Genomic DNA, 12,472 nt, shown 5'->3' on the forward strand with positions numbered 1-12,472 from the left:
GTATTCCAGAGGGGTTCAACAATTTTAGGAGAGAAGGGTAAGCTTGGGGAGACGATCGCTCACGAATTTGGCGGGAAATCCAAATGGGGAAGTCGATCGCCCCGAAATAGTTCTTCGCTCATCGTGCCGAGTTCTTGAAGGGTTTGCGCGATCGCGTGTCCTCCAATCAAAGCGACCAAAACGGGAATCGTCGCAACACTTAAGGCGACATCAGGATCAACAAAAGAATCAATAAAGCCGAAAATGTGATCGAAGTCAGAGTTCATTAGATTGTAGATTCCAACGCGAAGTAAACCAGTGTCTAGAGTAACAGTCTAAACGGTGCATCATTTCTCCAGGTGTTTCTAAAGCGATAAAGTCTCGAATTCAGCCGGATCTTGGATCTGAAAAGCTAGCCAGCAACGCGCGGACGGAGCCGCAGCACTTTAGAGTTATCGAGTAGAGTCTGAAAAAAATGCGTCGATCGAACAGTTTGTGCTTACCATAGCTAAAAAAAGTGTATCAAAATCAAAAGTTAAGCTTAAATGCTGCAAGGTCGGATCGAGGGCAAAAAACTTAGACCATGAATCAAGCGAGCTTTGATTCGTGGTGTGCCGCTGAGTGTTGAACATCATACAGGGAAGCAGAATTCGGATGGGGAATCGATCGCCGTATACAGTCTCTTCGTCACCCAGAGCCGTTGGATCACGGTTGCCGTTGCTGCCGTGGCTCTACCGTGTGATCGGCATTCCTAAGATTCAGCTACAAGTGCGGCTCCGCGGAAATAATCTCTATATCCTAGCGGAAGGGCGCAACTGTCCGGATCGATCACTGATGTTTGAACACCTGGTTCGGGCACTGGCAAAAACCGAGATCGAAACGCTTCTACCGCCTTCGCAGCCGAAAGTTTATCAGGTGATTCTTTACGGTCGTCGCGCTGGAGAACCGCGCCCAGAGTGGGCAGAGGTGATCCACGTTGCCCAGATCGATCGCTATTTAGAGGATCTACAAGGCGCGAAAACCGAGAGTGAAACGACGGTCGCAATCGAGCTTGCCAATTTGGGCCTGGCAAAGCGCGGCAGACCGGATGCGATCGCGCGTTATTTGAGCGAAGCATTAGCTGCGTTAGGCGTTGCGGTGCGTGCCAGCGTCAAATCGGCAGCGCTGCCCGAAGAACCCGAACTGCCTCAAATGGCAAATCTAGCCTCGGTCTTGAGCAGTACGGCTTCACTGACACCGCAAGCGCTGCTGAATCGTCTGTGGGTCGTCTGCGAATCGGTCTACAGTCCCGACACATCGCTGCTGAGTGAAACAATCGCCCAAAAGCTGCGGGACTTAGAACTGGATGGATTTCGCGATGCGATCGTCTTTAGCCGCGTTCGGGGAGAAGCGGAGCCAGAATGGGTGCTGCGGGTCGATCTGACTCCACCCCAGGAAATGCTGCAGGACTGGGCACGTTGGGGCGATGTCGAAGCGCTGACGCGCTTGATGAATAGTGCCGTGCGGGATCAAGGGGTAGACCTATCTGCCACCTTGATGGACAAGACGCTGCACGTGACGGCTCAACGTCTGAATGCCCCCGAAAAAGAGCGAATTTTCGCCGCGATCGCACCGCTGATCGACACGATCGCGCCGCAAGGCATTCGAGCGATGGCAGTTTACGGACTGAGCGGCACGCCCAATCCGATGCCGCACTTGTCGATTCCCGATGCGCCGGTTTGGGTGCAGTGGATGGATTTACCCGCCGCAGAGCATCCCGCTTTGTCTGAATCGACGCGCCTCCTTGCCCAAGAGGGCGACTTGAGCGCGATCGCGTTTTTGCTGACTCGCTTGCTCAATCCGCATCTCGATACGCAGTTAGCCACAGGCGGAATTCGGCTGCAAATCCGACAGAAAGAAGATTTGCTGCACATTATGACCGATGCACCCATTTGCCCGTCGCAGAGTCAAGTGGGCGCAAAAGTCGTGAAATTTATTCGGGCATTAAAGCTGCCGGATGTGCAAGGCGTGCGAGTTTATGGGCGACGATCGGGACAAAAGCGCCCCCTGTGGAGCTACGGCGCTGATTTTGCCTCTCGCGATCTCAATAGCACCCGTCGGACACGATCGACCCCCGAAGCGACTCCAGAATTTGCGACTTCGGATGCGTATGTGGGCGACCTGCTAACTAGAGAACCCGGAGCGCTCACGGTTCCAGAGTATGAAGATGTCGAGCCAACGCTCTGGGAGCAAGTGGCTGAGGCAATTCAGGGGGGAATGGCGCGGACTCGACTGTTTACGATCGAATCCGAAACCGCACCAAATACCGCTCGCGCTGCCCATACGTCTGCTCCGAATGACGCAAGAGTGGCGATCGTCTGGGCAGTCTTAGGGATTTTGCTGACAGTTCAAGCGGATTGGCTGCTGGGGCAATGGGTCAAACCGCTGATTGCCGCGAAACCGACTCCGAGCGCTTCGCCTGCTCCTTTGCCACCAGAGCAACTGACGTTACCGCAATTGTCTCTGCAAAAATCCGCAGGATTTGATACCCTTGGTTCCGGCTTTACGCAATCGACCCAGACGTTACTGACACCCGGATCAGGCTCAACAGCGCTTTTAGCCTCGCCGTTGAAGCCGAAAGCTGCGATCGATACCTCGCGATCGCCGTATCCTACGTTCAATGCTCCGCAAATCGATGAAAAGTTCGTGTTGTATCGGCAGTACGTCGCGCAGTATGGTGCGCCTGACGTGCTGATTGTTGGAAGTTCAAGAGCAATGCGCGGGGTTGATCCAGTTGCACTAGAACAGGCTCTTGCAACTCAGGGCTATTCTGGAATGCGAGTGTTTAACTTTGGCATCAATGGCGCAACGATTCAGGTTGTAGATCTAGTTGTACGGCGATTGTTGGCATCGGAAAAACAGCCGAAACTGATTTTGTTTGCCGATGGGCTGCGGGCATTTAACGAGGGGCGACCCGATGCGACGTATAACGCGATCGTGTCCTCTCCGGGCTATCGCAAGCTGCCCGAAGTTGCAAGCGATGCGGCTCCCAGTCCCACGCAAGCCTTCACAAAACCTCTAGAGACGATCGTTCGCACTCCTACCACGGTTGCCGATCGCTATCAATCTTTTAATGACCAACTTTTACAGCAAACGGGTCAGCTTTCGACGATTTGGAGTCAACGCGATAAGCTGCAAACCCTGATTAAGCGCAGTTTATCGTTTAGTTTTAGCCCGATCGCGACTTCAGAAGCTGATCCAGAATCGACGATCGTTCAAGATGGACAAGGCTTGATCGATATCAATGGCTTTTTGCCGATTTCTTTGCGCTTTAATCCAGTCACGTACTATCAAAAATACGCCAGAGTTCCGGGAGAAAGCGATGCGGACTACGCCAATTTCAACTTAGACGGCGCACAAACTCAGGCATTGCGATCGCTAGCGCAGTACACCAAGTCACAGGACATTCCTTTGGTTGTGATTAATTTGCCGCTGACTGAGAACTATCTCGATTCCTATCGACGTGAGCGAGAACAGCAGTTTCAGCAATATCTGATGCGAATGTCTGGGGAACTTGGCTTTACGTATCGCGATCTGCTTGAGAATTGGAAGAATACACCTGACTTCTTCTCTGATCCAAGCCACCTCAATCGTTACGGTGCTCATGCTGTTTCGACGCATCTTGCGAAAGATCCGCTCATTCCCTGGAGGAAACGCTAGGCATGAGCGGAAAGTTCTGACTTTGTTTAGCGCTTCTGGCGTGAGGCAAGCGCTAAAAAGCCGTCGAACTGAACTTGATCGCCAGTAATCGTACTCGCACCGCTAATGCTGCGAATGCTGGCTAATGTATCTTGCACTTGCGTTAAAAATGGATTTCCCGCCATCGATCGACCCATGAACGCGGGTAACACTCCATTGTTCACAAACGCCATGAATGCGCCTTGATTCACATAGAAATAGCCCAAATTCGCATTGGGAAAGGGCGCGATCGCAGCCTGGAAATTCGCGCTTTGGGTGAGATTCCGTTGTGGCTTCGGGTTAAATTCACTCATAGAACCGCCCCCGAACAGCATGATTAGCGTGTTGTCATCTGTCCAACCGTGACTAAATAAGTTCAATGATCGACCGTTAGCAACGGCTCCATAGTTAGCGAAGGGCTGTCCAGCAATCTCGCCTTGCTGTACCAAGGGCTTGCCGAGTCGGGGTGTGATAAATGTATTGAATTTTTTCAGGGCTGCTTCAGCCGCCGGACGATCGCTCGTTTGCATCATCATTCCCATCGCAATATCCAAGTTGGGAGACATCGCTGGAATGAAGCCTTTGCTCGTCGGGTAAGCAAATAGAACATATTCACCGTTCATCCAGGGGAGAACATCACGATCGTCCACCCCAATAAAACTTTGCAGCGTTTGTCGCACTTGGTCTAGGCTTTTTTTCCAAGTGGGTTGAGTTTCTAGCGCGGTTGTCAGAACACGCCAGTAAACGGCTAGATTTTGACTGTTTGACATCATGTAATTGACTTCGGGCAGTCGCTCTAGAATCTGATTGCGCGTGATGAGCGAGGATCGCAAGTCTTCTGGAACAGCTTGTTTAAGGTTGACGGCAAGTTGCAGGCGCATTCCAGTCGGTTCTGCCCAGACATACCCCTCAGCAGTGTCGTAAAACTGCGAGAGCGGATCAATCTGATTGGGATCGAACGCTGGCGGTACGGGGCTATTTGGATTGATTTTGCGAAGCTCTTCGAGTTGGGCTTGACTGATTTGAGTGATCGCTTTGATGGCTTCGGTGTACTTGCCATATAGGGTCGCGATCGCCCGACTCGATTTCGGATTGTTGGCAATGCGCTGAAACTTGGGATGATCTACCAATTTGCTCTGAGCATCGAGCATCTCTTGAATGGCTGCGGCAGAATCCGAACTGACGAAATAACCGGGGAGAACCGCGATCGCCACCTTGGGAACTTCAAACGCATCAGGTGGAGCAAGTTTGAGATCCTGGTTAGGTTTAGAAGGGGTAAAGTAAATCGGCTTTTCCGGTTCAAACTCTAGAATGGTTGCACCTTTGTACTGAATTTCTTTCGGTGCTTTGGTGCGAGAAGCCTTGATGCGATCGACATACTGATTTAATGCCGCCTGATCTTTAACTGACGAAACCATCAAAACGCTCTTTGCTGACAGTAACGCCACGCCAAACTGATCCCCCAACCACGGCTGGACATCCTTAGCAAAACTCATTCCTGCTTCAGCCGGATAAAAGATTCCTCCCGGAAACGCTAGATCAGTTGGAAATAGATTGAACTGGCTCAATTGTTGCCAGCGATCGTCTTGGGTATTGATCATCACAACGCCCAATGTTTCTACTGGTAGAATCCCAGCAATCGAGGTCGATTGTGTGAGCGGCGCAGCAACCGGCGCAGGTTGAGCAAACACTTTCGATGGCGCGATCGGTAGCTCCGGCGCAGCAACCAGATTGAGAGCAGCAAGCATCGTAAACAAAGAACGTTTTAGCAACATAATCGGTGGGATTAACGTAATAATTAAAATCCTGCCTGAGAGGCTAGGATCACTAAGATCGTTGAGTAATCTTTACATTAGGGTTCCCAAACACCCGACCTCATCCTGCTGCGAACACTGGGAGAAACCATTTTGACGACTCTTGAGACATTTGAAATTGAAACCGCAGAAACGCTGGTCAGATTAGCAGTCTTGCTAATTTTTGTGGTCGCTGTTGCGTTCTTTGTGGCAGCAGAACTGGCGATCGTGTCTGCCTCAAAAGGCGAAATCGACTCGCTCGCCCGTCAAAGCGATCGCCCTGGAACTCAAAAAGCCGCTCAACTGGTTCAGAAGGCGCAAAACAATCTCGGACAGTATCTCTCTGTAACGCAAACTGGAACGACGGCTGGAAGCCTCTTACTTGGATGGTTAGGAGAAGGCGCAACCGTTCATTGGATTGAACCCTGGATCAGTCTGCTGCCGATCGGACATCTTTCTGTGATGATTACAACGCATACGATCGCAACCACGATCGCGTTTCTGATTGTGACTTATGTTGAAATCGTATTAGGTGAACTGGTACCAAAAGTATTGGCGGCTCATGCTCCAGAAAAAACTGCGCTGTTGCTAATTCGTCCGCTTCAGATTTGCTCTTATTTATTTTTTCCAGCTTTGGTCATTCTCAATGCAACGGTACGATTGTTAACTGGACGGATTACCAATCGCGATCGCATTACCGAAGATGAATTTATTCGTAAAGATGAGTATTCTGTGCTGTTAGCTGGAACGGCTGATCTCACAATCGTCAATCAACAATTGCATCTCAGCTTGCCTGCGAGTGATGCCTATCGAACGGTGGCAGGGTTTATGATTCATCACTTAAATCGAGTTCCGGCAACGGGAGATCGACTCCAGTGGGGTGAATTGGAGTTTGAAGCCACCCGCGTGGTAGAAAATCAAATAGAAACGCTTTTATTGCGTCAGGTGACCCGCCCCCTAGAAGGTACACCCGAAAAAACCCTAGCCGCTAGTTCTTATGAGTGAAACAATCAATTCTGGTGTCGTGTTTTACGATCGCACCCCCTGGGGACGCATCACGGTGTCAGATACCGATCGTCTCAATTTTCTCCACAATCAAAGCACTAATACTTTCAAACTCAGAAAGCCGGGTGAAGGCTGTGATACGGTTTTTCTCACCTCGACGGCAAGAACGATCGATCTCGTAACCGCTTACATTCTCGAAGATTCCGTTTTACTGCTGGTTTCACCGGGAATGAGCGAGAAAATTATGGCGTTCCTCGATCGCTATATCTTCTTCGCAGACAAGGTGAAGCTCACCGATGTGACTGAACAAACCGCAGCGTTTAGCCTGCTGGGTGCAAAAAGTCATGACATCGTAAAAGCACTGGGCGCAGAGGATTTAATCAATCAGCCTTATGGAACGCATTGCCTCGTTGATCAGATTCGGATTGCCGTCGGTAGTGGTTTGGCAACCGAGGGCTATACCTTAATCTGCGATCGTAGTCTCAACCTGAAGCAAAAACTAATTGACCTTGGCGTAACCGAAATCGATGATTCTGCCTGGAACACGCTCCGGATCGAACAAGGTCGCCCGCTGCCTGGAACTGAACTCACCGAGGATTACAATCCGCTTGAAGCGGGACTCTGGCACACGATTTCTTTTAACAAAGGCTGTTATATCGGACAAGAAACGATCGCCCGTCTTGACACTTACAACGGCGTGAAACAACAGCTTTGGGGAGTGAAGCTCAATCAACCGGTAGAACCGGGAACCCCCGTCAGGATTGAGGATGAAAAAGTGGGCATCGTTACAAGCGTTACAGGGTCGATCGGGCTTGCGTACATCCGCACAAAAGCAGGCGGTGCAGGCTTAAACGTCGATTTAGGTGAAATTATTGACCTTCCCTATTTGACTCGTGAGAAGCAGGCTTAACTGCTCCTCACTCAGTCGAGATCACGCTTTCTTATTCACCCGAATTGCCACAACGCTACTTGCGAAGTTGTAAGTCGGCCCATCAAGCTCGATTAGCGTTCCCACTTTGACTTTTTCGCCACCCAGCACAGGCGTTCCATCTACCACTGGAACTTCATTTGTCAGCGTCAGCAGCATATCGGTCGTCAACGCCAGCTCCGGACGAGGATCAGGGAATACCTTCAGCGTACCGTCAGGCTGTGGAGTGGCAACGGTACGCGGTAAAAACCGAATCTGCTTCAAGGTTGCCGTTCCTGAAGGCTGCTTTCGCACCAGAATATTCGTCGTCTCGCCAGGCTTGACAAAACTCTTCGGATCACTGGCACCTAATCCGCGCACCATTACATCCACCTCGACAGGCTGACGTGCCCCTTGCGCCACTGACCCCGATGCCCCTGGAAAAATAAAGATTCCGAACACCACCAGCAGCAGAACGATCGCCGCACCCACATCTAGGATGCTGACTTTACCAAAGAGCCGACCTTGGGAATCCACAATAGCCATAATAATGCTTAGTCTAGATGTCGTCTGCGTTGCCCCTGCTTAAAATCAAACACAATCAACGCCAGTCAAGATTAGCACGACTCCGTGAAGCGATCGAGCAAAATTCTAGTTCTCCCGCAACTAAATTTGATCGAATTGCGTCTTGACCAAAATGTTGACCAAAGCGCCTCACGCATTTTTTCTACCGCTCTATGATTACAAAAACTTTGCGTCGCCGTTGGCTGTATCCAGTCTTATCGATCGCCATGGCTACCGGAATTTTCTTCGGTCAGCCGCTGATTGCTCAAGCTATCTCCTGGGGAGATTTGCTCCGGGGGGGAGTCCAGATTTTTCAAGGCGTCCAGCTTTCCCGCCTCAGCGATAACCAAGAAGCCGAACTCGGTCGCCAAATTAACGACGAACTTACCCGCTCTCAAGTCAGAATTGTGAGCGATCGCGCCTTAACTGCTTATGTCAATGAGATCGGTCAACGGCTCGCAGCCAGTAGCGATCGACCCAATATTCGCTATACGTTCCAAGTCGTCGATCAAAACAGCATTAATGCGTTTGCCACCATGGGCGGTTATGTCTACGTGCACCGAGGGCTATTAAACGCGGCAGACAATGAAGCTCAACTCGCCAGCGTCATCAGTCATGAAATTGGGCATATTACCGGAAAACACGCTCTAAACCAAATGCGTCAGGCGGCTGTTCAACAGGGATTACTCGCAGCCGGGGGACTCGATCGCAGCACAGCCGTGAATCTCGGTGTTCAGCTTGCTCTACGCTTACCCAATAACCGCCGCGATGAGTACGATGCGGATGCACGCGGATTACGCACCTTTAGCCGTGCGGGATATGCTCAATCCGAAATGGTCGCCTTTATGCGAAAACTGCTTAGATCAGCTTCGCCTCCCACCTTTCTTGCCAATCACCCTGCGACTTCCGATCGCATTACCCGTCTGCAACAACTGATTAGTGCTAGCCCCAGTCCCGGACGTGCGGGAACGGATGCTGCCAGCTATCGATCGCGCCTCCGCTAAAACCAAAGAACTCGGAGCGATAGAACGCTTCGAGTTTCATTGAATCTAAACTTATAGCCTTAATGCCTGTTGTCGCCCGCGTTTTCGAGGTTCAACAGGCATCACAATTTCATCCAACATTAAAGTCCGCACCTGATTCGTGTAGACGTTGACCTGATACACTCGCTGAGCATCAATCTCTAACGCGGTCAGCCACCCGCTTTTTGGATGGTATGCGCCGGTGTCGATGTCGATCCAACCTTGTCCACAGGCAACTGCGCCCGGTACAACTCCCTGAAACGTAAACGTGATCGTGTGCCCAGTAATAATTGTTTTATCGGGAAAATAGGGCTGTCTCGAACTATGGAACTCATCCCGAATCCAGCAAAACTCTGAATGCCCTTGCTGCTCGATCGGGAGATCAGGATTAACGCCCGCATGAACCAACCAAACATCTCCTAAGTCTAAATAGGTTGGCAAGGTGCGAATCCACTTAACGTGTTCAGCGAGCAGATCCATTGCGTTATAGCTCGAAACCGTCGCTCGTCCCCCACTTTGTAACCATGCTTGAAGTGCAGGCGGATAAACTTGTTCATTCGGAAACGCTTCGAGCAGCAGATGCTCGTGATTGCCGAGCAGCGATTGATAGGAGCTATTTTTGACAAATTCAATCACCTCGCAGCTTTGGGGGCCGCGATCGATTAAATCTCCGAGAAAATAGACCTGATCTTGCGATCCAGGCGCGATCGCGTCGAGCAAGTTCATCATCCCTTCGTAGTGACCATGCACATCTCCAATCACAATTCGACGGGTGGGTTGCTGACTCATGCGATCGTCCTTCGGAAACACTTAAGACTAGAAATTAGACACTGAAATACGAGAACAGTGGCTTGAGTATATGCCACAATTATGAGCCGTCCACCCCAGAGATGAACGATACTCATAAAATCCTCATGTTTTCTAGGATGCTATCCTCTTGCCTCTATGTTGCATCAGAGTTGCATCAGAAATTTGTTGATCGTAAAGTCGGTGCCCAAGCGGATGAGAAAGCACGGCAATATTGGGAAGGAACGTCCTAGCCTTTTTATCTCCCCAGCGCTTTGAGAAATTGCTGAAAGCCGGCAAATAGTCCAGGCTTTGTGGCTTGTCCCAAGACTCCTGCAAAGATTTCGTCCAGTCTTTCGGAGTCTGGCCGCTCTTGCTCTTCAGCAATCAGTTGATACTCGCCGTCGGGAGCATACCAGACTTGCCAAGGAGATGGGTAACAGCGCAAAATTGCCGATTGATCATCGAGCGGGCGCAAATAATAGCAAGGCTCGATCGTATCTAAAAATCGCAGTCTCAATTGTCGTCCCGCATATCCAATCCCGATCATTGCCACATCTTCGAGTCTGGGATTGAGCAAGATCACCGGACGTTCGCCTGCAGCATTACAAATCTGCTCGACGGGATTCACTTCTACCGAACTCGGCGCAACGAAAACATAGAGTTCGTCTTCAGGCTCGACTTGTTCCTCAACTGGAGTAGTTTGACGCGAACCTGCCACATCTAAGCTACGAATTTTAAACGGAACGTCTTGCCAATCTCGCTTTGCCAGCGCTGCAAATCCAGCATCCGTGAAAAATAGCTTTAATCCTTCACCTCGATCGCGAAAAATTGAAATAAATTTCTCTGCGATCGGCATCGCTTTTAGTTCTGGAAACACAAGCTCAACTTGTAAGCGGGTGTATCCTGCTGCAAGTGCAGCTTGTGTCGCGCTTTGGGCTTGAGCGATCGCGTCATCTAAGGTATCTGGCAGTCCAGTCATATCAGGTTGTCTTAAAACAGCAGTATTCCAGCAAGGCTTATCGTACAATGCCTTTATTCTAGAGGAACGACGGCTCATGCTGACTTCGACACGGGAATTGCTGGAAACAGCGCGACGGAATATTTACGCGATCGGCGCGTTCAACGTCTACAACCTCGAAGGAGTCAAGGCAGTGATCAGCGCTGCCGAAGTGAGCCGCAGCCCCGCAATGCTACAACTGCATCCCAGCGCGCTGAAATACGGCAATTCTCCGCTGGTGGCGATGTGCCTGGAAGCAGCAGTGGCGGCGACGGTTCCGATTTCTGTTCATCTTGATCACAGCACTTCGGTTAAAGATATCGATCTCGTTTTACAAGAAGGTGTGCGGTCGATTATGGCGGATGGTTCCCCAATGCCGTATGAGAAAAATCTGGAATTCACCCGCGACATGACCCGATTGGCGCACTCCTACAGCGCGATCGTCGAAGCCGAAATCGGACGAATCAGTGGCACCGAAGATGGATTAACGATCGCCGAAAAAGAAGCGAAAATGACCGACCCACAGCAAGCGGTTGAGTTTGTACAAGCGACAAACGTTGACGCGCTGGCGGTGACGATCGGCAATGTTCACGGCGAGTATAAAAGCCCCCCTCGTCTAGATTTTCCCCGGTTGGAGCGCATTCGCAATTTATTAGACATCCCGCTGGTTCTGCATGGCGCATCGGGCTTACCTGCGGAAATGATTGCCCAATCGCTTCAACTCGGTGTCTGTAAGTTCAATGTCAATACCGAAGTGAGACAAGCTTATATGCAGGCATTAAAAGATGAAATTTGCGGTCAGGGCGACAAGGATTTATTAGAGGTGACTAGAGAAGCGATCGCGGCAATGCAAGAGGTGATCATTGATAAATTAGAGCTTTTCGGCTCTGTTGGCAAAGCTCACTTGCATGAAACGCCTTACGCTACCGTTTTAGCCGCTGCTGCACACCGAAACTAGCCTGTAGCAAAATGAGCAGAGGCGATCTAACCGCTTTTTGGATCTATTGGATCTAATCGCTTCTTGAATGACTGACAATCAGCGCAATTAACTGATCAACGATGCGATCGCGGGACAAATCAATCCAAGTTTCACCATGCAGCATTTTTTGCAAAATTACCCAAGATACCAGCGAGCCAAAGAAGATTTGGGCGATCGCTTCCGGGTCGTCAATCTTTAATTCTGGATGATGCCGGAAGTATTCACAAAGTAGTTTCTTACCGCGTTGTGCCACCGTTTCAACAAATAGCGTTGCTAGCTCTGGAAATCGCTCTGATTCACCAATGACAATCCGCAGGAGCGAGACATACTGACTGTTATCCACCACTTGCGTAAAGTAGATTTCTGCTAATTTCCGCAGCAGCGTTTCAGGGTCAATCTGGTGCGGATCAAGTTGAAATACCACCTCGAATCGGGTGAGCGTTTCGCCTTCAATTAATGACCGGAACAAACCTTCCTTGTCCTGGAAGTGGCTATAAATTGTTTGTTTGGAAACACCTGCTTCAGCAGCAATGCGATCCATACTGGTTCCTGCATAGCCCGATCGCAAAAACACAGCCATTGCACCTTTGAGAATCTGATTCCGTTTTGCAGATTGGCGTTCACTCGTCACTGGCATTGGTTAACTTTTTCAACGGATAATCGTTTAATCATACTAGACCGTCTAGTATGATGTGTATTCTGCAAATAGAACTTTGCACT

Annotated in this window: 11 protein-coding genes; 5 read left to right on the forward strand and 6 right to left on the reverse strand. The window is 50.2% G+C overall.

Annotated features, from left to right (window positions below; all coding sequences use genetic code 11):
* Positions 1–59 precede the first annotated feature (59 nt).
* Positions 60–266 (reverse strand): hypothetical protein, encoded by a 207-nt coding sequence (locus tag H6F51_06685; protein MBD1822180.1) that lies wholly within the window; start codon positions 264–266, stop codon positions 60–62.
* A gap of 367 nt (positions 267–633) precedes the next feature.
* Between H6F51_06685 and H6F51_06690 the strand changes: the two genes are divergently transcribed.
* Complete coding sequence (locus H6F51_06690; protein MBD1822181.1) at positions 634–3,678, forward strand: DUF1574 domain-containing protein; 3,045 nt, start codon at positions 634–636, stop codon at positions 3,676–3,678.
* 26 nt (positions 3,679–3,704) lie between these two features.
* Here the strand turns inward: H6F51_06690 and H6F51_06695 are convergent, their stop codons facing one another.
* A complete protein-coding gene (locus tag H6F51_06695) occupies positions 3,705–5,471 on the reverse strand; it encodes a DUF3352 domain-containing protein (GenBank protein MBD1822182.1) in 1,767 nt (588 codons plus the stop codon).
* Positions 5,472–5,645: 174 nt separating this feature from the next.
* Here H6F51_06695 and H6F51_06700 point away from each other — a divergent pair, with 174 nt between their 5' ends.
* Together H6F51_06700 and H6F51_06705 are read left to right on the forward strand one after the other, a co-directional pair.
* The gene (locus H6F51_06700) at positions 5,646–6,494 is read left to right on the forward strand and encodes a DUF21 domain-containing protein (protein MBD1822183.1); all 849 of its coding nucleotides are present in this window, start codon (positions 5,646–5,648) and stop codon (positions 6,492–6,494) included.
* Positions 6,487–7,404, forward strand: coding sequence for a folate-binding protein YgfZ (locus tag H6F51_06705; protein ID MBD1822184.1), 918 nt, complete (start codon positions 6,487–6,489; stop codon positions 7,402–7,404). The genes H6F51_06700 and H6F51_06705 overlap by 8 nt, the downstream gene beginning before the upstream one ends.
* Positions 7,405–7,425: 21 nt before the next feature.
* Here H6F51_06705 and H6F51_06710 read toward each other — a convergent pair whose 3' ends face one another.
* Complete coding sequence (locus H6F51_06710; protein ID MBD1822185.1) at positions 7,426–7,947, reverse strand: DUF4330 domain-containing protein; 522 nt, start codon at positions 7,945–7,947, stop codon at positions 7,426–7,428.
* Positions 7,948–8,138: 191 nt separating this feature from the next.
* Here H6F51_06710 and H6F51_06715 point away from each other — a divergent pair, with 191 nt between their 5' ends.
* Positions 8,139–8,969 (forward strand): M48 family metalloprotease, encoded by an 831-nt coding sequence (locus tag H6F51_06715; GenBank protein MBD1822186.1) that lies wholly within the window; start codon positions 8,139–8,141, stop codon positions 8,967–8,969.
* 51 nt (positions 8,970–9,020) lie between these two features.
* Here the strand turns inward: H6F51_06715 and H6F51_06720 are convergent, their stop codons facing one another.
* Positions 9,021–9,776, reverse strand: a complete 756-nt coding sequence (locus H6F51_06720) for a serine/threonine protein phosphatase (protein MBD1822187.1) — start codon at positions 9,774–9,776, stop codon at positions 9,021–9,023.
* A 256-nt stretch (positions 9,777–10,032) separates the two neighbouring features.
* Positions 10,033–10,755 (reverse strand): DUF1995 family protein, encoded by a 723-nt coding sequence (locus H6F51_06725; protein ID MBD1822188.1) that lies wholly within the window; start codon positions 10,753–10,755, stop codon positions 10,033–10,035.
* A gap of 76 nt (positions 10,756–10,831) precedes the next feature.
* On the opposite strand from H6F51_06725, the gene H6F51_06730 reads away from it, so the two are divergent.
* Positions 10,832–11,731 carry a class II fructose-bisphosphate aldolase gene (locus H6F51_06730; protein ID MBD1822189.1) on the forward strand — a complete coding sequence of 300 codons (900 nt, stop codon included), beginning with the start codon at positions 10,832–10,834 and terminating at the stop codon, positions 11,729–11,731.
* A 52-nt stretch (positions 11,732–11,783) separates the two neighbouring features.
* On the opposite strand, the gene H6F51_06735 is transcribed toward H6F51_06730, so the two are convergent.
* Positions 11,784–12,389 carry a TetR/AcrR family transcriptional regulator gene (locus H6F51_06735; GenBank protein MBD1822190.1) on the reverse strand — a complete coding sequence of 202 codons (606 nt, stop codon included), beginning with the start codon at positions 12,387–12,389 and terminating at the stop codon, positions 11,784–11,786.
* Between the last annotated feature and the right edge of the window lie 83 nt (positions 12,390–12,472).

It is taken from the genome of Cyanobacteria bacterium FACHB-DQ100 (assembly GCA_014695195.1).
Taxonomy (GTDB): domain Bacteria; phylum Cyanobacteriota; class Cyanobacteriia; order Leptolyngbyales; family Leptolyngbyaceae; genus Leptolyngbya.

Coding starts and splice junctions, on each gene's coding strand:
- H6F51_06725 (MBD1822188.1), bottom strand. CDS start 10,755: ATGACTGGACTGCCAGATACCTTAGATGACGCGATCGCTCAAGCCCAA.
- H6F51_06735 (MBD1822190.1), bottom strand. CDS start 12,389: ATGCCAGTGACGAGTGAACGCCAATCTGCAAAACGGAATCAGATTCTC.
- H6F51_06685 (MBD1822180.1), bottom strand. CDS start 266: ATGAACTCTGACTTCGATCACATTTTCGGCTTTATTGATTCTTTTGTT.
- H6F51_06730 (MBD1822189.1), top strand. CDS start 10,832: ATGCTGACTTCGACACGGGAATTGCTGGAAACAGCGCGACGGAATATT.
- H6F51_06695 (MBD1822182.1), bottom strand. CDS start 5,471: ATGTTGCTAAAACGTTCTTTGTTTACGATGCTTGCTGCTCTCAATCTG.
- H6F51_06705 (MBD1822184.1), top strand. CDS start 6,487: ATGAGTGAAACAATCAATTCTGGTGTCGTGTTTTACGATCGCACCCCC.
- H6F51_06720 (MBD1822187.1), bottom strand. CDS start 9,776: ATGAGTCAGCAACCCACCCGTCGAATTGTGATTGGAGATGTGCATGGT.
- H6F51_06710 (MBD1822185.1), bottom strand. CDS start 7,947: ATGGCTATTGTGGATTCCCAAGGTCGGCTCTTTGGTAAAGTCAGCATC.
- H6F51_06690 (MBD1822181.1), top strand. CDS start 634: ATGGGGAATCGATCGCCGTATACAGTCTCTTCGTCACCCAGAGCCGTT.
- H6F51_06715 (MBD1822186.1), top strand. CDS start 8,139: ATGATTACAAAAACTTTGCGTCGCCGTTGGCTGTATCCAGTCTTATCG.